The organism is Sphingomonas sp. MMS12-HWE2-04 (assembly GCF_044881185.1).
In the GTDB taxonomy this organism is placed as follows: Bacteria; Pseudomonadota; Alphaproteobacteria; order Sphingomonadales; family Sphingomonadaceae; genus Sphingomonas.
Genome location: NZ_CP173254.1, coordinates 2287111 through 2309306, shown reverse-complemented (window position 1 = coordinate 2309306; position 22196 = coordinate 2287111). Strand labels below are relative to the sequence as shown.

Annotated in this window: 1 protein-coding gene and 1 pseudogene; both read left to right on the top strand. The window is 65.6% G+C overall.

Annotation, left to right across the window (positions count from 1 at the left end; all coding sequences use genetic code 11):
* The first annotated feature begins 3 nt into the window (after positions 1-3).
* Positions 4-783, top strand: coding sequence for a hypothetical protein (locus tag AB2M62_RS10455; RefSeq protein WP_404333518.1), 780 nt, complete (start codon positions 4-6; stop codon positions 781-783).
* Positions 783-21905 (top strand): annotated as a pseudogene (locus AB2M62_RS10450) (calcium-binding protein); the annotation flags it as partial. The gene AB2M62_RS10455 and the pseudogene AB2M62_RS10450, both read left to right, overlap by 1 nt.
* Positions 21906-22196: the final 291 nt, after the last annotated feature.

The following is a 22196-nucleotide window of genomic DNA, read 5'->3' as shown; positions in this document are numbered from 1 at the left end:
GCCATGATCTCGAAGCTGGTCGTCATCCCGCCGCGTTGGACGCAGGTCGCCTGGACAAACAGAGGTAAGCGCGCGGCCCGCGCGCCATGGGCGTACCTCCTCGCCCTACTCAGCCTGACCGGATGCCAACGCTCGGTCGAAGTGCGATATCGGGTGACGGTCCAGGTTACGGACCATGGCGTGGTGCGATCGGGCTCCAGCGTGTGGAGCTTCACGCTTCGTCAGGGCATGCTGGGCAGCTATGATGCGCGTCTGAAGGGGGACGCCGTGATTGTCGATCTCGGCGCGCGCGGATCAATGTTCGCGCTTCTGGCAGGGCGTTCGCGGGAAGGACTGCCAACTTCGTTCGATGACATGGGCCTTTTACCGGAGAGGCTATTCGGCGACATTGGCCGGGGGCGCGCGGGGCTCCTGCCGCACAATCGGAACCGGATCGATGATCTAGAGTCGATCCGCGGTCAGGTCGGACGCAGCGCCGTGTTGAACTGCTCCGCGCCGACTAGCGATGCCGGCGCATGCCCGTTCCTGGTCCAATTCGCAGATCTGGACGACCCGACCAGCGTGCGCCCTGTAGATCCGGCAAATCTGGCGATCGAATTTGGCGACGGCGTATCGCTACGCAGCATCTCCGTGGAAATCACCGATCAACCGGTAACGCGAAACTCCGCTCGCGACATGCCGCGATACGCGGGCCGGCCCGAGTTCGGCAAATGGTACGCTTCATTGCCGCTGGATGATCCTCGCCGCATCGGGCCCGAAAACTTCTCTCTGGGAGCCAAGTGATGGATAACGATCTCCTCCTCGCTATCCTTTCCATCGACACTTACAATCGAGGCTATGGCCAGCACCAGAGCGGTCTGCCCGTTTCAGGCTATCTTGGTGATTTCAAGATCCTGTCGGACTCATCGATACTTCGCGACGAGAACGGAAATCGGCTCGACATGGCAGTCGGGTTCTATGCGATCGCTTACGAATGGAATGGCAAGAAATACATCAGCTATCGCGGGACGAACCCCGATAGCCTCTCCAATTTCTATGACGATGCCAAGAACGGCTTCGGGCTTGGTGCCGGATCACCCTATGGCGAGCAGGCTAAGCTTGCCCTGCAATTCTACCAGAAGATTGCCGGTGAAGGGAGCGATCCCTTCACGGCACCCATTGTTACGACAGGGCATTCGTTGGGCGGCGGTCTAGCCGGGTTCGTGGCAGCCTTATATGGGAAAGAGGCGACGATATTCGATAACATGACCTTCGATGGCGGCGTCAACAGAGCCTATGGCACCAGCGACGAGGACCTGAAGAAGCTCATTTATGGCGACGGCGAGGCCGTGGCGCCTGATTGGAGCAAGATTTCCGCCTTCGCGACCACCGGCGAGATACTGGAATTCGTGCTGGCGCTGCGTGCCTTCCAGACCGTTTCGGTAACGTATCTCGACAGCAATGGTGGTTTGCGCAATCCCGTCACATTGCACTCGATGGCATTGCTGGCCGACCTGATCTGGGCGCGCGACAACGGCAAGACAGCGTGGACGACCATCGGCACCGAATTGATGAACTCGTACTTCAGCGAGGACATCGCCAACACCATTCCCGGCGCGCAGGCGCATATCGGCCCCGCCGGCAGTGCGGCGACAGTTGTCCAGGAAGCGATTGCTTATTCCGCGCTGCCTGTCGGTGCGCAGGAACTGCCATTCGGCAACACCGCGATCTGGGCAATGTTCGACGACGCTGACCAACTGGCCGCTGCAGTCGGCAGGGGAGTTGCTTTTCTCAACGCTCATCTCGAATTCGACATCGGCATCGGTCAGATCTTCAAGGATGTGAAGCAATATCTGTCGGACGTGGTGGTCCAATATGCGGGGGCCCTGGCGATCTATGATCGCGAGCAGGAGATGGGGGGCACGATATCGACGCCGGCGGGCGAGGTGGATGTGCGCCAGGGCGTCCTGGGTGCCGGGGAGCATGTGCTGGCGCTCGACGTGTCGGACGTCCTGTGGAAGGACGCCCTGGGCCTGGCGACGAAACTGGAGCCCTATGAGCTCGAAGTCTTCCGACGCGCCTATTTCGGGCAGGCCGATGAATTGTCGGATTTCTCGCTGCTTTCGGTCTGGCGCGGTCTGTTCGGGCTGCCCTCACGGACGATTGATGAAGGGGCCTTGCAGGCCCTTGCCAGCAACATCTGGGGCGCCGACAGCGGAGCGATCTTCGATCGCTATCATATCGCCGACGACAACGCGGACATCGTCCGGCTTTCCGAGCGAAGCTACACCGTCGACGAGCGTACCGGCAACGAGACGCATGTCGACGTCTTCATCGCGCCGGAAAAGACCAAGGAGGTCCACGACACCACCGGCAACGATCTAATCGTGCTGAACGGCGGCGATTCGACGGCGTATCTCAGTGGCGGCAAGGACCATGTCGTCGGTGGTCGCGGCCGCGACGAGATCGTCGATTATGTCGGCGACGACGAACCCGATCCCGAAGCGGGCCGTCGCGGCAGAGCAGGCGACGAAGATACGGCGGTGGACGACGATCTCTTCGTCGGCGACTCGCTCGAGAAATCGTTGGTCGACACCTTCAAGGACTTCCTACTCGGCCTGGTCGGTCTCGATGAGGAAGACAAGCTTCGCTACTCGGTTATGGACCCGGTCACTCAGAAGCTTCGCGAGCAGGGGCTCGAAATCGTCGGCGCAGAGATCGTCGAATATGACTCGCACAGCGCAATCAAGATCTCGGTCCGCGATCCCAAGACGGGCAATGTCACGACCGACGCGCTCGTCGACATCGACGTTCTGGAGCTGACCGAGCGCCGCGACACGATGTCGATCGACGACGATATGTCGAAGGTCCCGCTGATCATCGATTTCGGCAACGCGGCGCCGGACGGGGAATTCGGGACGTTCGGGCAGGACGATTTCGATGCAGTGGATTTCTCGCAGCGCCAAACCGGCCTGCTGATGATCAACGGCTCGGTTCGCGACTATACGTCGTTCCCGACCACCAGCACCGATCTCATGCCGACGGTCGCGCGCACCGTGCTCAGCGTCCTGTTCGACCCGTTGCCAGCGCTCGCCGTCCGCGGTGCCGAGGATATCACGCTTACCGACAAGCAGGACGTGTTCTTCGGCGGCGACCTCAGCTCGCTGCTCGGTCTTCACCAGGGTTTCTTCCACGACGACAATCACGCCGGATACGGGACGATCTCCGCGGGCGCCGGCAACGATTACGTCATCTATTTCAATCCGAAGGTGGTGAAGGCGGGCGAAGCCGTTCCCGGCGCCACTGGCGCCACCGCGCAATCGGATCTGAAACTCATCATCGATGGCGGGCTCGGCAACGACAATATCCTGGTCGTCGGCGGCAAGGGCGCCGTGACCGCAGGTGGGCTCGGCCGCGACTGGATCTTCAATAGCTCCAAGGACGGCATCCTGTGGGGCGACTATGTCAACGGCGTCAGCCCCGAGGGCGAGCGCGCCGAGGACAAGTCCGAGAATTCGGACAATTTCTGGTACTTCCCCGACACCGTCATCATGGATGCCCAGCACTATGACGTGCTGAAATTCTTCGGCATCCCGATGACCGGCGGCGACGCGGCGGCGTCGATCGTCGGCTTTGCGCTGGGTGCAATGACCGGGGGCGGGCTGCAAGTCGCTTCGGGCGTGGTCGGCGCGGCGAACACGGCTGCCTTTGCTGCGGGCAACAAGGTCTATTTCGACAATCTGATGCCGTTCCTCACTTACAAGATGGACGGCAAGGACCTGTTGGTCGGCAACGTGTTCGACGGATTCTTCCGCGCGGTGACCGGCAAGCCGGGCATCTTCAATGCCGTGCCCGACGGCGAGGGCGGTTCGCTCGACGCATCGGGCGTGATGCGGATCAAGAATTTCGACTTCGTCACGACCTATTGGGGATATGAAACCTACGAACTCGGCAACGAGGGCGACGATACCGGCAAGCCCGCGGGCACCATGAACATGGTGTTCAAGAAGGGTAATCCGCTGATCGGCTTCCTCCAGCTGGTCGCGGCGCTGCCTCCGATCGCCGGCTCGGGCGTTTTCGCGATCCAGGCGCAGCTGCTCGCGTCGTTCGATTCGATCCTGACGATGATGTCGGCGCTGCAGCGCGCCGCCAAGGCGACCGCCTGGGCCGAGGGCAAGGATCCGCTGGTCATCGATCTCGACGGCGACGGGATCGAGACCGTCGATGCGAACGATTCGCGCATCTATTTCGACCTCGACGGCGACCTGTTCGCCGAGCGCACCGGCTGGATCAAAGGCGATGACGGCTTCCTCGTCCGCGATCTCAACGGCAATGGCCGGATCGACGACATCACCGAGATGTTCGGCCAGCGCTTCGAGGGCGGCTTCGCAGATCTCGCCCAGCACGACAGCAATGGCGACGGCAAGATCAGCGTTGCCGACGCGATCTGGTCCGAACTCAAGATCTGGCAGGATTACGATCAGGACGGCGTGACCGATGCCGGCGAGCTCAAGACGCTCGACCAGCTCGGCATCGTCTCGATCTCGCTGGCGCGCGAGGCGCTGGACACCACCACGCCGCAGGGCGCCCAGCTGACCGGCCGTTCGAGCGTGACCTTCGCCAATGGCGCGGTAACGCGGATGTTCGAGGCGATCTTCGCCTCGAGCGATCTCGACACGCGCTACGGCGGCGAGAGCGGCCTTCCCGACTGGCTGCAGAGCCTCGACCTCGACAGCAAGGGCTTCGGCTCGATCACCAACCTGTCGATCGCGATGGCGAACGACATCGGCTTTGGCGAACTCGTCGCCGAGCGTGCCGCGGCGATGACCAGCCCCAAGCTCAAGACCCTTGTCGAGCAGGCGGGCGACGTGCTCGGTGCCTGGGGCGAGACGCTGGAGCAGACCCGCGAGCTGACGCCGGTGCTGGTCGGCACCGGCAGCGACGGCAAGCCCGCGCTGCTCGATCGCGGCGTCTATGTCGAGGATGCGACGGGCGGCTATTGGACGCGTGCCTCGGGTGCGCCGATCACCGGCGCTGGCGGCCAGCCGATCGCGCGCGCGACACTGGAAGACCTGCTTGCGATGGGGAGCGGCTGGCGGCTCGAGCAGAGCTGGTCGCCGAGCACGCGCGGCAGCGCGCCGCAGTTCCGCGCAGAGGCGCCGTATCTCGTCCAGATGGTGGGCGGTCGTGCGGTGGTGGTCGATTACGGCATCCGCAACGCCGATGGCAGCTGGCGGCTCGCCAGCGGCGCGGCGGTGGTCAATGCATCGGGCGCCGTGATTGCCGCGCCGACGCGCGACGACATCCTTGCCCAGGCGCATGCCGCCGGGCGCGAGTGGCGCGTCGAGGAGATCGGCTTCAATCCCTATGCCGACCTGCCGGTCGAGCAGATCGGCGTGCGCTTCGCCGACGGGATCGCCGTCGACTATACCGTCCAGGTGACCGATCGCGACGGCAGCTTCTATGTCTGGGCGCGCAATCTCGATCGCGCGCTCGAGCTCCAGGCGAAGACCGGCGACTATCGCGAATTCAACCTGCGCAACTATGCGATCGACTTCGACCATCTCGACGAGGTCGGCTCGACCGATGACTCGGCCTATCGCGTCGAATTACTGACCCCGGCGCAGTTCCATTTCGCCACCAGCCTGGGCGGGATCGATTTCCACCCCGAGATGCTCACCGCGGTCGCCAACGATGGAACCGGGCATCTCAGCTATTCGGTGATCGCAGGCGCGGCGGAGGCGCCGGTGGGCGCGGACTATGTCTCGTCGATCAAGCCGATGATCGACCTGCTTGGCGCGTCGATGGCCGAATATATCGTGGTCAGCCGGCGCACTGCGGTGCGCATGGCGCTGCAGGGCGGGCTGTCGCAGTTCGCGCAGGGCATCGCCTATGACGTTGCAACCAACAGCTATCACGCGACCACCGACCGCGAGCTCGCGCCGCTGTTCGAGGCGATCTTCGCGGGCGCGCCGCCCAGCAATGCCGACGATGCCGCATTCGACTATCTGACCGACTGGAACGAGCTGCTCTGGCAGATCTACCCCGACTATCAGATGCAGGGCGACGGCAATCTGTGGGGCGCCACGGTCGCGGTGGACCAGGCCTATATCTTCCAGATGATGCTGCCGGCGTTCGAGACCGTCGGCATCGATCTCGACATCTTCGCCGCCGCGCATGCGCTGTCGATCGACGAGACGCGGATCCGCACGCACACCGCCACCGATACGCAGGTGAATGGCACCAGCGGCGTCGACTTTTTCTACATGTCCGAAGGCAACCAGGTTTTCGACGGCGGCTTTGGCTCGGACTATTATTTCGTCGGGCGCAATGTCGGACAGGACCGGATCGTCGATACCGATGCGGGCGATGTCGACGAGCTGCGCTTCACCGACGTCAATGCGGACCAGGTCCGCGGCATCCGCGACGGACAGGACCTGCTGCTCCAGATCGAGGGGCGCACCGACTATGTGCGCATCCAGAACCAGTTCCTGGGCGAGCTCAATGAATATCTCAGCAACGGCAAGCAGCTCCAGTCGGGCGTCGACACGATCGTCTTTGCTGACGGGATCATCTGGGATCGTACCCGCATGTCGCTGGAAGTCGTCGATCGCGAGCGCGCGGCCGGCACCTTCAACGATCCCTATACCGGCTCGGGTTCGTCGGACATCTTGTGGGGCGGCAAGGGCAACGACTATCTCTCGGGCGGCGCCGGCGGCGACATCTATGTCTTCGAGCGGGGCGACGGGCAGGACGTCGTCGACGATCTCGGCAATTTCTCGTTCGGGCCGGTAAAGGCCGGGCTCGATTTCATCCGCTTCAACGGCGACATCAGCGCCGACGATCTCAAGCTGATCCGCGACGGGGCCAGCGAGAATCTCAAGATCGTCGTGCTCGACAAGGATGGCAATCCTACCAGCGATACGGTCGAGGTGGTCGGCCAGTTCGGCGGCGTCCGGCTCAATCTCGGGCTGTTCGGCGAGATACTCGGCAGCAGCGACGGGCTCGATTATGTCGCGCCCAACCTGATCGAGCGCTTCATCTTCGAGGACGGTACCAGCCTAGATTTCGGCCAGATTGTCGAGCGCGTGCTCGCCAATGCCAAGACCGACGGCAACGACGCGATCTTTGGCCTGCTCAACGCCAACACGATGGATGGCGGCAAGGGCAATGACTATCTCACCGGCCGCGAGGGCTTCGACACCTATGTCTATGGCAAAGGCTATGGTCAGGACGTGCTCGAGGACGCCGACTATTCGTTCGCGCTGTTCGGCAACAAGGATGACAAGCTCAGTTTCACCGACGATCTGCGCTGGACCGATTTCGACTTCCTGCGCGATGGCCCGTCGGACACGCTGACGCTCCAGGTCAAGGGCACCACCGACCAGCTGATCCTCAAGGACTTCCTCAAGGAAGTGTTCCTGATCGGCTATGTGAATCTGGTCGAGACGATCCAATTCGCCGACGGCACCAGCTGGTCGTACCTCAAGCTGCTCCAGCACTATGTCGATATCGCCAAGACCGCGGGCGACGACCATATCTATGGCTTTGCCGGCATCCGCGACGAGATCGACGGCGGCGCGGGCAATGACGTGCTCGAGGGCATGAGCGGGGACGACCGCTATGTGTTCGGCCTGGGCTATGGCACCGACACGATCCTCGACGAGGACGGCGACGAGACCGTGCGGATGGAGGGGATCGCCAGCGGCGACGTGGTCTTCTCGCGCACTGCGCTCGACCTGATCATCACAGTGAAGGGCACCGGCGAGACGCTGGTGCTGCAGAACCAGTTCGTCCGCGACGACGGCCAGCATTTCGCCGTCGAATATTTCGAATTCACCGACCGGATGATCGCCTGGACCGATGTGAACCCAGAGGATCTCGACCTGGTCGGGACCAATGCCGACGAGACCATCCGGGGATCGGATTTCGGCGAGCTGCTCGACGGGCGCGGCGGCAACGACACGCTGATCGGCGGCGATGGCGGCGATCGTTACAAGTTCGACATCGGCTATGGCGACGACGTCATCGTCGACAAGCGCAAGCGCGCCTATTGGCCCGATCGCCCGGGCATGCACGTTGCCGTCAACGACGTGGTCGAATTCGGGCCCGGTATCACCTGGGATAATATGGTCCGCGAGCGCAGCGGCAACGATCTGGTGCTCACCTTCCTCAGCCCGCAGGGCATAGCCTATGGCGACAGCCTGCGGATCCGCGACCATTTCCTCAACGTCGAAAGCGCGATCGAGGGTTTCCTGTTCTACGACGGCAGCTATGTGCCGATTGCCGCAGTCGAGCAGGCGATGCAGATCAGCGGCGGCAACGCGGCCGACAATATCCTGACCGGGCTGGTCGACCAGTCCAACGCGCTCGACGGGCGTCAGGGCGACGATACGCTCAAAGGGGGGCGCGAGGCCGATACCTATGCCTTCAGCGTCGGCTATGGCGCCGACCAGATCGTCGAATATGCCGACCAAACGGGCAAGATCGACAAGATCGTGTTCGGCGAGTCGGTATCGCGCGACCAGGTCCGCTTCCGTCGCGACGGGACCAACCTCGTTATCGACCTGCAGAACGGGCTCGATTTCCTCACGATCGTCGGCGGGCTCGGCAATACCCGGGTCGAGGAATTCCTTTTCGCCGACGGCTCGTCGCTCAAGCTGGACGAAGCGACGAGCTTCACCGGCGAGGACGGCAAAACCATCACGCTGCCTTCGGTGCTCGACCGGCTGCTGCTGGGCAGCGACGGCGACGACAATCTGATCGGCTTCGACAATCGCGACGACACGCTGGCGGGCGGCAAGGGCTCCGACGCGCTCGCCGGCGGCGGCGGCAACGACACCTATCGCTTCGGCATCGGCGACGGCAGCGACAGCATCCAGGATACCGGCGGCGTCGACCGGATCGTGTTCGGCGACGGGCTGACGCAGGACCGCGTCCGCTTCGCCAATGTCGATGGCGACCTGGTGGTCAGTTTCACTGCGGGCGACGACGTGCTCGTCGTGCTCGGCGGCTACAACGCGACGCCGGTGGAGAATTTCGTCTTCGCCGACGGCACGGCGCTGACCATCGCCGAAGTGCGCGCGAACCTGTTCGCATCTTCGTCGCAGGGCGACCAGGACCTGATCGACATGCGCGATCTCGGTGCCAACGCCGAAGTGACCGCGGGCCGCGGCAACGATCGTATCCTGATGGCCAATGGCGGCAATCTGATCGTCAATCCGGGCGACGGGATCGACCGGGTCGAGATGCCGAACGGCGTCACCGATGCGACGGTCACTTTCAGCGGCGCGGGCGCGGAGAACGCCATCGTGCGCTTGTCGACGCTCGACAGCAGCGACCTGATCCTCGATTTCCCGGCGACGGGCGACCAGGTGGTGATTGCCGGAGCGCTCGGCAGCGGTGCGGTGCCGCGGATCCTCTTCGCCGACGGGACGAGCTGGGACAAGGCGACCCTGGTCCAGCGCGCGATCGACGACCAGGCGAGCAGCGGCGCGGACGTCATCCTGGGCAGCGACGGCGCCGATCAGATCCGGGGTGGCACCGGCGACGACCAGATGCGCGGCGGCGCGGGCAACGACACCTATCTCTACGTCATCGGCGACGGCCGCGACGTGATCGACGATTCGAACGGCGCCGACGTCCTCAAGGTCAGCGGCTATCGCCCCGACGAGATGCGTGTCGTGCGCGCGGCGCCCGATCGGCAGGAACTGGTGCTCAGCTTCGGCGATGCGGGCGACCAGGTCGTGCTGCGCTATGACGGTTCGGGCCGCGGCGTCGACAGCGTCACTTTCGGCGACGGCAGCAGCTTCAGCAGCGCCGTGCTGTTCGCGATGGCCGACGCGGCGGGCAATTCGGGCGACGACCGGATCGTCGGCACGGCGGGTGCCGACACGCTCGAGGGCGGGCGCGGCGACGATCTGCTGATCGGCCAGGGTGGCGCGGACACCTATGTGTTCAACCGTGGTGACGGCATCGATCGGATCGAGCCGGGCAATGCGCCCGACGGCACCGCGACGCTCAAATTCGGTACTGGCATCGCGCTGGAGGATGTGGTCGCCAAGCGCGACGTGGACGGCAATCTGGTGCTGATGATCGCGGGCACCGACGATCGCGTGACGCTGGTCGATCCCGCGAACGATCCTGACGCCGTGATCGGCAGCGTGCGCTTTGCCGATGGCCGGACGAAGAGCTTCTCGGCCTATGCGCTCGAAGTCCCGCCGACCGATGGCGACGATCATATCGTCGTGCCCTCGACCAAGAATTCGAGCGGTGCCTGGACCGGCGCCGAAATTTATGGCGGGCTAGGCAACGACCATCTCGAAGGCGGGCGCGGCGCCGACGTGATCACGGGCGGCAAGGGTGACGACCTGCTCGAGGGCGGCGAAGGGACCGACGTCTATTATTTCGAGCGCGGCGACGGCCAGGACGTGATCGACGATCGCGGATCGGCGGCCGACGGCGCCGATCGGCTACGCTTCGGGGCCGGGATCGCGGCTAGCGACGTCAAGGTGGTGGCCGCGGGCGGGCGCGACGTCGCGCTGCTGGTCGGGACGACGGGCGACCGCGTCGTGCTGCGCGATCTGCTCGCCGCTAATCCGGGTGGGCAGGATCTCGGCATCGAGGAAGTGCTGTTCGCTGATGGTACGCGCTGGTCGCTGAGCGACCTTTATGCACGGCTGGCGCAGGGCGGCGCGGGCGACGATTCGGTCAACCTCGGCCAGATCGGCGATATGCCGGTGACGTTCCACGGCGGCCGCGGCGACGATATCCTCGCCGGTGGTGCCGGTGACGACGTCTATGAGTTCGGCGCGGGCGACGGGCGCGACACGATCCGCGAGATCGACGGTGCGGGGTCGGTCGATACGCTGCGCATCGCGGCGGGGCTGACGTCGGCTCAGCTCGTTGTCACCAAATCCGGCGACGATCTGGTGCTGCGTTTCGTCGGCACTGACGACCGCGTGACGATTGCGCGCGGCGCGCTCGCCAATCTTGCGCCGATCGACCAGGTCCAGTTCACCGACGGCACCACGATCGCGGCGGCATCGCTGCGCGCGATGGTGGTCGATGCGGCGGCGGCGGAGGCGCGGCTCTATCCGGCGAGTGGCGATCCTTTCGCCAATCCGATCTTCCCGGGGGGTGGTGGCCAGTCTGGCGGCAGCCAGTCGAGTTCGACGATCGCGATCGCAGAAAATGGCGCAATCGCGCTTCCGGTCGATGCGCTCGCCGCGGTCGGTTCGGCGAACCACGTGGCAGACGGCGTTTATCAGCTGACGCCCGACGCCGGGTATCAGGCCGGTGCGATCTGGGGCCAGATCGATCTCGCACAGGACGTCACCTGGGCAACGCGGGTCTATTTCGGCGCGAACGACGGCGGCGCCGACGGAATTTCCTTCGCGCTTCAGGCGCAGGGCCCCTCGGCGCTCAGCAGCTCGGGCGGCGGAAGCCTCGGCGCGCTCGTCGGCAATTCACTCGGCATCGCGTTCGATACCTATCCCAATGGCGGCCAGCCTGGGGATTTCTCGAAGATCGTCGTGGGCGGCGCCGTCGACGACAACAGTTTCGACACCTATCACAGCCATGCGAATATTGAGGACGGCGCTTGGCACGACGTCCAGATCCATTGGGATGCGGCGTCGCAGACGCTGTCCTACACGCTCGATGGCCAGCAGATTTCCAGCAAGAGCTATGATGCGGTCGGGACGCTGTTCGGCGGTTTGACGACGGTCTGGTATGGCTTTGGCGGCGCCACCGGTGGCGCGAGCAACGATCAGCGAGTCGAGGTCGTCTCGGTCGAGACCAGCACGGCCAGCGTGCCGACTGGGCTGGGCAGCGTGTTCCAGATCGGCTCTGGCCTGCACGCGCGACAGCTGATGGGGACAGCGGCGCAGAACCGCTACGACGTGTTTGTGCCGAACGCAGCCTGGGGCGAGGGCGTCGACAGCGTCGTCAACTTCAAGACCGGCGCCAATGGCGACGTGCTCGACATCTCCGTTGCGCAGGGGCTCGCCGGCGACGTCGTCGCGCGCCAGTCGGGCGCCGACGCGCTGGTCTATTTCGTACCCGCAGGCACGGGACAGGTCGGCGATGCGCGCGCGCTGCTGCGACTGAACGGTGTCCAGGCGAGCCAACTCACCGACGAGAATTTCGGTGGGGCGCCGCATCTCCTCGGCAATGACGCGACGATCAACGGCACCAGTGCGGCCGAGACGCTCACCGGAAGTTTCGGAAACGACACGCTGAACGGCGGCTGGGGCACCGACCGGATCGTCGGCAATGGCGGCAACGACACGCTCAAGGGCGGCGGCGACAGTGACGTCTATGTCTTCCGCCTTGGCGACGGGCAGGACATCCTACGCGACGAGCATAGCGACTGGCCGACGCTGTATAGCGGCGGGGCCAACGACGCGATCGAGTTCGGCGCGGGGATCACCCCGGAGATGCTGCGCTACAGCGTTTCGGGCAGCGACCTGATCGTTACGATCGCGGGCACCGGCGACCGGATCACGATCCAGGGCGGCTTCCGCGACGACAAATACCGGATCGAGGAACTGCGCTTCGCCGACGGGCGTGTCGTCAAATATTTCAACGACATCGTCGCGGCGCTTTCGACCGGCGGCGAGGGGGACGACAACCTGTTCGACGACGTCGATGCGGGAACGCTCAACGGAGGTGCTGGCAACGATACGCTGAGTGGCCATTGGGGCAGCGACCGTCTGATCGGCGGCACCGGCAACGATGTGCTGCGCGGTGGCGGCGACAGCGACGTCTATGTTTTCAACCTCGGCGACGGGCACGATACGGTTCGCGACGAGCATAGCGACTGGCCGACGCTGTACAGCGGCGGGGACAAGGACGCGATCGAGTTCGGCGCCGGAATCACCGCGTCGATGCTGCGCTACGCCGTGTCGGGCAGCGACCTGGTCATCACCATTGCGGGAACCGAGGATCGGATCACGATCCAGGGCGGCTTCCGCGACGACAAATACCGGATCGAGGAACTGCGTTTCGCCGACGGATCGGTGATCAAATATTTCGACGACATCATCACCAAGCTGTCGACCGGCGGCGCGGGCGACGACTTTCTGTACGATGACAACGGCGCCGGCACGCTTACGGGGGGTGCGGGCAACGATACGCTCAACGGCTATTGGGGTGCGGACCGCCTGACCGGCGGCGCGGGCAACGACGTGCTGCGCGGCGGCGGCGATAACGATCTCTACCTGTTCAGCCTGGGCGACGGGCAGGACATCATCCGCGACGAGCATAGCGACTGGCCGACGCTCTACAGCGGCGGCAACGATGCGATCGTCTTTGGCGCAGGCATCACCGCGGCGATGCTGCGCTTCTGGGGATCGGGCGGCGACCTCGTCGTCGCGATCGCGGGCACCGACGACCGGATCACGATCCAGGGCGGATTGTGGGACGACAAGTATCGCGTTGAGGAACTGCGCTTCGCCGACGGTTCGGCGATGAGCTATGCCGATGCGATCGCGCGGGTCAGCCAGGATGCGGTTCCCGGGATCACCGCCAATGGCAGCTCGGCGGGGGCCTATTTGGGCGGCGCGGGCGATGACACGGTCACGGCCTATTCCGCAACGGGCGCAACCGAATTGCGCGGCAATGGCGGCAACGACTATCTCGAAGGCAGCGCGCTCGGCGACGTGCTGGTCGGCGGCGCCGGTGACGATACGCTGAGCGGCAATGGCGGCGGCGATACCTATCGCTTCTCGGCTGGCTTCGGGCAGGACGAAATCTACGATTCGTCGCAGGCGGGCTCGCCCGACGTGATCGAGTTCGACGCAACGCTGTCGCTTGCCGATTTCGTCGTCGAATATTCGCCGACGACCGAATCGCTGGTGCTGCGCTTCGAGGGCAGCGAGGACCGGATCCGCCTCGCCGGATCGAATGCTATTGGGCTGGTGCGCTTCGCCGATGGCACGGTGCTGACCAACCAGAATCTCTGGGATATGTCGGTACAGAACCAGGGCGTCGAACTCGACGCCAATGGTGCGCCGGCAATTATCGACGGCACGGCCGGGCCCGATCGGATCGACGGCGGGCAGGGCGACGACGTGCTGCGCGGCGGCACGGGCGACGACCGCATCTCCGGCAATTCCGGCGACGACGTGCTCGAGGGCGGCGCGGGGAATGATTATCTCGAAGGTAATGACGGCAATAACGTTTATCGCTTCGAGCGTGGTTTTGGGCAGGACGAAGTCCATGCGCCGACTTTCGAAGGACCATCCGAGCCGGCCGATTGGATCGAGTTCGGCGAGGGGATCGATCCGAGCGAGATAGCGGTCGAGACCAGCATCGATAATAATGGCGGCTGGGGCGACATCACGCTGCGGCTGATCGGCAGCGACGATCGGGTGTTGGTGCGCGGCGCGCTCGAATTGAGCCGGATAGCAGGGGTGCGCTTTGCCGACGGCACGGCCTGGTCGATCGAGGACCTCGCGATGCTTGCGCATCCGGGCGAGGGGCTGCTGGTCGAGCAGCCCGCACAGGCGGACGCGACGCTGATCGGCGGCGCAGGCGACGACATCATCAACGGCGGCACCGGCAGCGATACGCTGCTGGGCAGCGCAGGCGAGGACGAGATCAGCGGCGGCCTGGGCGCCGATCTGCTCGACGGCGGCACCGGCAATGACTGGCTGAACGGCAACGAAGGCGCTGACACCTATCGCTTCTCCGCGGGCTGGGGTGCCGATGTGGTCTATGAATGGGCTGGCGACGGCCTGGACGATCTCAACACGATAGCGTTCGACGCGACGGTTGCCGTCGCCGACATCGTCGTGGAGACCGCGCGCAACGGCTATGACCTGATCCTGCGGCGCACCGGCAGCGAGGATATGGTCCGCATCGTCGGCGGCACGCAGGATGCGTCGATTGCCGCCGTAACCTTCGCCGACGGCACCGAATGGAGCCGCGCCGATCTGCTGGCGCTAGCGATCGCGCAGGCCGGTGCCGACCTGATCGCGCCGGGAAGCCCCAACTCGCTCATCGGTGGCGCGGGCGATGACATTCTTGATGGTTTGACCGGTGACGACACACTGATCGGCGAGGCGGGCAACGACCAACTCTATGGCGGCGTGGGTTCGGATACGCTGGCGGGCGGGGCAGGCGACGACCTGCTCGACGGCGGCGATGGCGCGGATACCTACGTCTTCGCACGCGGCGACGGGCAGGACGTCATTGATACCTCACTTTGGGGAGCGGCCGAGGACCGCATCTTGTTTGCGGCCGGGATCAACCCCGGAGACGTGCGCGTACAATATGATTCCGAAACCAGCGACATCCTGCTCCTGATCGATCCGGAGGGCGTCGACCGGATCCGCATTGCGCGTGGCGCATATGGGATGCCCGTGAGTGTCGAGTTCGCCGATGGCACCGTTTGGCCAGCCGACACCATTCTCGAAATGGCCAGCTCGCCCGGCTATTGGGAATATGGCTCGGACGGCGGCGACATCTTCACCGGCACCGAAATCGACGATCGCTACTACGCAGGTGGCGGTGCGGACACACTAACGGGCGGCGCGGGCAACGACATGCTCTCGGGTGCCGAAGGCGACGACATCCTCGTCGGCGGTACGGGCAATGACCGTCTGCAAGGCGGTGAGGGCAGCGACGTCTTTCGCTTCTCGGCCGGATTTGGCCAGGACGCGTTGGTCTATGATGATGATGCTGGCAACATCATCGAATTCGATGCGACGATCGATCCCGCGAACGTCGCCCTCTTTGCCGAGCCGGACGGCTCGACGTTCTCGCTTCGTATCGACGGCACCGACGACCGCATCCTGATTGAGGGCGGGTTCGACGGGCTTGGCGCGATCGGCGAGGTGCGGTTCGCCGACGGCACGACGTGGTCGAACGCCGACATGCTCGCGCTGATCGTCGATGCGGCGCCCGCGGTTCAGTTCGGCGGCGGGGTCTCCGATACGCTCACCGGCACTGCCTTCGACGATTTGCTCGACGGCTCGGACGGCGACGACAGTCTCGACGGCGCGGCCGGGAATGACGAGATTTACGGCGGGACCGGCAGCGATGTGCTTACCGGTGGCACCGGTGCCGATTATCTCGATGGTGGCGAGGGCGACGACGTTTATCGCTTCGCTGCGGGCTCGGGCCAGGACCGTATCTATGACGGGGGCAATTTCGAGGATCGCGACGCGATCGAGTTCGAGGCCGGGATCGCGGCCGAGGACATCGAGGTGTCGACAATCGCAAACGGCTTCCGCCTTTCGCGTATCGGCAGCGACGACCGCATCTCCGCCTGGGGCTTTGGCGAGGGCGACGAAGTGCGCTTCGCCGACGGCACCGTCTGGTCTTATCAGGACCTGGTCGACCGCGCGTTGCCCGATGACGGTCAGACGCTCGAAGCCGCGGGTTCGTCGCTCTATCTCGGCAGCGCCGGCGACGATATTCTGCGCGCCGACTGGAACTGGAATCCGGGTGACGGCGGCCAGGAACTGCAGGGCGGCGCAGGCAACGACCAGCTCTATGCGGGCGGTGGCGACGATCTGCTGATCGGCGGCACTGGCGCCGACATCCTATCCGGCAATAGCGGCAACGACATTTATCGCTTCGCTGCGGGCTTCGGCGCCGACGTGATCGACGAATGGACGACCGACGGCGAAGGCAGCATCATCGAGTTCGCGGCCGGGATCGATGCGGCCGACGTGATCCTCGAATATGACGGCGAGGAGAATGATGGCGTCATCCGCCTGCGCATCGTCGGCACCGGGGATTCGATCCGCCTGAACAATGCGCTTTCCAGCGGCGGAATCGGCCGCGTCGAGGGCGAGCTCGGGACGCTCGGCTTCAACACGGCTGATTACGAGATCCACTTCGCCGACGGCACAGTATGGACTGCCGATCAGGTGCGCGATTCTGCGGTCAACGTACCGACCACCTACTTCACGGCGGGCGCGGATCTCGTCGGCGGTGCCGGCGACGATACGCTGCTCGGCGGCGACGGCGATGACCGGCTCACCGGTGGCGCCGGCAATGACCGGCTGCTTGGCGATTGGGGCAACGACACGCTCAATGGCGGCGCGGGCAACGACCGGCTCGAGGGCGGCTATGGCAACAACGTCTTCGTCTTCGGCCGCGGTGGGGGCCAGGACCTGATTCATTACAACTATTATTGGAGCAGCGACGGCGACACGATCGCGTTCCAGCCCGGAGTCGCCGCGAGCGACGTGACCGTCGAGAGCAACGGCACCGACCTGATCCTGCGCATCGACGGCACCGAGGACCGGCTCACTGTCCGCTACGGCACTTATGGCTATGCGATCGATGAAGTGCGTTTCGCCGACGGCACGCACTGGACCGGCAGCGAACTGCTCAATCGCATTGCGACCTCGCAGGGCGAATATGTCGATGCGCCGTCGGCGGGTAGCAGCCTCACCGGCACGGCGGGCGACGACCGGCTGATCGGCACGGCGGGCGATGACGAACTAATCGGCGATTCGACGCTGCGGCTCCAGCCAAGCGGGGCAAACCTGATCGTCAACGGCAGCTTCGAGGCGCCGGACGAAGGCTTTAGCGGCCAGAGCTGGGGCAAATATTCGACCGGTGCGATCTCCGGCTGGACTCGCGAATCTGGGCAGGGCTGGGAACTGGTCAACAGCGGCTATGCCGGCGTCCCCGCTACCGATGGCGCCTTCTGGCTCGACATGGATTCGGGGGGCGGCACGAACAGCAACATGGTGATCTCGCAGACGGTCAGCGGGCTCGCCGAGGGTGAATCGCTGCTGCTCCAGTTCGATCACGCCAATCGCAGTTACGCCGAGACCGGCGGGCTGGAAGTGCTGTGGAACGGGCAGGTTGTCGCGCGCATTACCGATACCGGCAGCGCGATGACCCACCGCATGCTGCGCGTCGCGGCCGCTGCCGGTGACAATGTCGTGACCTTTCGCGGCATCGGCTATGAAGATTCAAGCGGTGCGTCGCTGGACAATATTCAGCTCAACCGCCTCGTCGAAACGACGGGTGAGGCCAATGGTCGCGACTGGCTGGAAGGCTTGGCCGGCGAAGACGTGCTCCGTGGCGGCGGCGGGGACGACACGCTGTGGGGCGGCGCGGACAACGACCAGCTGTTCGGCGATGGCGGCAATGACAGCCTCGACGGCGGCGCGGGCAACGACCTGCTCGATGGCGGCACCGGCAATGACAGCCTGGCGGGCGGCGACGGCGACGACAGCTATGTCTTCGGCCGGGGCTCGGGTCAGGACCGCATCACCGAGAATTACGGGTTTGATCAGGTTCGCTTCGGCGCGGGTATCGCACCCAGCGACCTTGTCTATGAGCGCGCGGTCAATGGCGATCTGCTGATCCGCATCGCAGGCACGGACGATCGGTTGCTGATCGCCGGCATGTTCGCGAACGACGCCTCGGCAATCGAGGAACTGCGCTTCGCCGACGGCACCGTCCTCAGCCGCGACGCGGTAGCGGCGTTGACTCGCGTGGGCAGCGCGAGCGCGGACAATCTGATCGGATCCGAACAGGCCGATACGCTTTCGGGCGGCGCTGGCGACGATACCCTCACCGGCAATGGCGGGGCCGACACCCTCGACGGCGGCGCGGGCGACGACGCGCTTTCGGGCGGCGCCGATGCCGATATACTGACCGGCGGCCGCGGCGACGACCTGCTGCGCGGCGGCACTGGCGATGATGTCTATCGCATCGCGGCAGGCGATGGGCAGGACCGCATCCAGGATGATGGCGGCAATGACGCCGTCGAGTTCGGCGCAGGGGTTTCCCAGGCCGATGTTCGCGTTTCCCGCGTCGGCACGGCGTTCGTGCTCGATCTCGCCGGGTCGCAGCGCGTCACGATCGAGAATGGCGTCGGCACCGGCACCGGTGCGATCGAGGCGGTGCGCTTCGCCGACGGGACGAGCTGGACCCAGGCCGATCTGCTCGCGCGCGCAATGGCGGGCACGGCCGGCAGCGACGCCTATACCGGCACCGACGCCTCGGAGACGATCAACGGTGCAGAGGGCAACGACGTGCTCGCCGGGATGGGCGGCGACGATGTGATCGGCGGCGGCGCCGGCGACGACCGGCTCGAGGGCGGCGCGGGCGCCGACACGCTCACCGGCGGCATCGGCAGCGATGTGCTGATCGGAGGCGCGGGCGCGGACCTCTATGTCTTCGCCGCGGGCGACGGCGCCGATCGGATCGAGGACCGCGGCGATGCCGCCACCGATCTGCTGCGGATCACCGGCTATGCCATCGACCGCATCCGCTTCGGTCGGGTTGGCGACGATCTGAGCATCCGCTTTGCCGACAGCGGCGACCATATCACGGTTGCCGGCGCCTTCGCGGGCGGCAGCAACACGATCGAGGCAGTCGAGATCGCAGCAAGCGGCGTGACGCTCCAGCTCGCCGATATCGCGGCGCGGCTGGTCGCTGAAGTGGCGATCGCTGGCAGCTATCTGATCGGCGGCGGCGCGGACGACGGCCTGACTGGGACCGGCCTAGCCGATTATCTCGATGGCGGTGCAGGCGCCGACACGTTGATCGGCGGCGCGGGCGACGATCAGTTCGGCGGGGTCGCCGACGACGATGCGGTTGACACCTTCACGGGCGGCAGCGGCCGGGACATCTACGCCTATCTGCCGACCGACGGTGCGAGCGCGGGCATTGCCACCGACGTGATCACCGATTTCCAGGCGGGTGCGGGCGGCGACGTCATCCGGCTGTTCGAAAGCAATCCCAATCCGTTCGAGGATGGCCGGGTGCGGCTGGTCCAGAGCGGGGCCGACACGCTGGTGGTGGTGCGCGACGCGCAGGGCTTCGACCGTACTGCGCTGCGCCTCGTCGGTGTAAATGTCGCCGCGCTGACCGCCGCGAATTTCGATGGCGTGCCGATCGGCACCGACAACTCGCTCAACATTGTCGATGGCGACGGCGCCTCGGTGCTCAACGGCAGCGCGCTGGGCGATCGTATCCTCGGCAATGGCGGCGACGACGTGATCTCGGGCTATGCCGGCAACGACCGCCTCTCGGGCGGCGCGGGCAATGACCGGATCGACGGCGGCTTCGACGACGACCAGATCTCCGGCGGTGCCGGCGACGACCAGATCGAAGGCGGCCGCGGCAACGACATCCTTGCCGGCGACAGCGGCAACGACGTGCTCCGCGGCGGCACCCTCGACGATGCCGGCGACGGCAACGACCTGTTCCAGGGCGGCACCGGCGACGACCAGCTGTTCGGCGGTGCCGGCAACGACGCCTATCGCTTCGCACGTGGCGACGGCCGCGACACGATCAGCGACACGGGCGGCGCGGACCGCATCGAATTCGCCGCCGGGATCGTGGTGGGTGATGTCAGCGTCGTCCAGGCGGGCGCGCTCGGCATCGAGCTGCGCATCGGCGACAATGGCGGGCGCGTGCTGCTTGCCGGCGCGCTGGCGCCCGGCGGCGCGATCGAGGCAGTCGCCTTTGCCGACGGAACGGTGTGGAGCTGGAGCGATCTGCTGACCCGCGCCGATGCAGGCAGCGCCGGCGACGACGCGCTCGCAGTGCGGATCGCGCCGGATGCTTCGGCGACGCGCGACCTGCTCACTAATGGCGGGTTTGAGATCGTCAACGCCGCGGCCGGCAGCTATACCGGCTGGGGCTGGACGACGTACAATCTCGCAGGCTGGAGCGACGCCAACGGCGCGCAGTTCGAGCTCTCGAACAGCGGCGTCGAAGGTGTCGTCGTTACCGAGGGCACCCACTGGCTCGACCTCGACGGCAATGGCCGCAACATGGACATCCGCCAGACGGTGGCAGGGCTCGCTGCCGGCCAGTCGCTCCTGCTCCAGTTCGACCATGCCAATCGCACCAGCGCCGCCTCGGGCAGCTTCGAAGTACTGTGGAACGGTGCCGTGGTCGCGACCGTCGACGACACCGGGATCGCCTATCGGACCGACGCGGTGCTGCTCACCGCGGTGCAGGGCGACAATGTCCTGGGCTTTCGCGGCACGGGCGCCCAGGACAATGTCGGCGCCTCGCTCGACAATGTCCGACTGTTCGCAGCCGACACTGCAGCGGCGCGGACCTTGTCCGGGCTCGGCGGCAACGATGTGTTGACCGGCTCGGGGCTGGGCGACGTGCTGATCGGCGGTACCGGCGATGACACGCTCCGCGGCGGCGGCGGCGGTGATGTCTATCGCTTCGCGCGCGGCGACGGACAGGATGTGATCGCCGACGATGCCGGCGCCAACCGCATCGAGTTCGCCGCGGGGATCGCAGCGAGCGATGTGCGGCTGGTGCGCGGCCAGGCCAACGTCGTGCTCGAGATCGTCGGCAGCGGCGATCGCATCGATCTCGGCATGGCGGCGACGCCAGACATGGGCTTCGAGGTCGGTTTTGCCGACGGCACGGTGTGGAGTGCGGCGACGCTGGTTGCGATGGCGACGGCGCCGACCGGCGGCGACGACCTGATCTATGGCTCGGCAGGTGCCGATACGCTGCTGGGCGGCGCCGGCGACGACCGGCTGGTCGGGCTCGGCGGCACTGACGTGCTGGATGGCGGCGGGGGCGTCGACAAGCTCGAGGGCGGGCTGGGCGACGATGTCTATCGCTTCGGCCTCGGCGGCGGGCAGGACCTGATCGCCGATGCCGGCGGCGCGAACGACGTGCTCGAGCTTGGCGCAGGCTTCACGCCTGACAGCATCCGCGTACGCCAGAACAGCGCGGGGACGCGCTTCACCCTGATCCGTGTCGACGGCAACGAGCGCGTGACGATCGACGATGCGCTGGGCGCCGGGCGGATCGAGCAGGTTCGCTTCGCCGACGGCACGGTGTGGAGTTTTGCCGACCTGCTCGCCCATTCGGCGAGCATCGATGGCGACGTGCTGCATGGCGACGAGACGGCCAACGTCCTTGCGGGCGGGCTGGGAGACGACCAGCTGATCGGCGGCGCGGGTGACGATACCTATCGCTTCGCGCGCGGCGACGGCCGCGACACGATCCGCGATGCAGCGACCAGCACCGCCGATCGGCTCGAGATTGCTGGCTATGCCGAGGCGGACCTGCACTTCGCCCGCCGCGGCGTGGGCAGCAACGACGTTGTGATCCGCTTTGCTGGCAGCAATGACGAGATCGTTATTCTCGACGCGCTGGATGGGGCACGCGGGATCGAGAGCCTGGTACTGACCGACAGCGGCGCCGTGCTCGGCGTCGCCGAGATAGCGGCGCGGCTGCTCGCCGATGCGGCG

Bases quoted from the DNA above. Each gene is read 5' to 3' on its own strand.
- AB2M62_RS10455 (WP_404333518.1), top strand. From the start codon at position 4: ATGATCTCGAAGCTGGTCGTCATCCCGCCGCGTTGGACGCAGGTCGCC.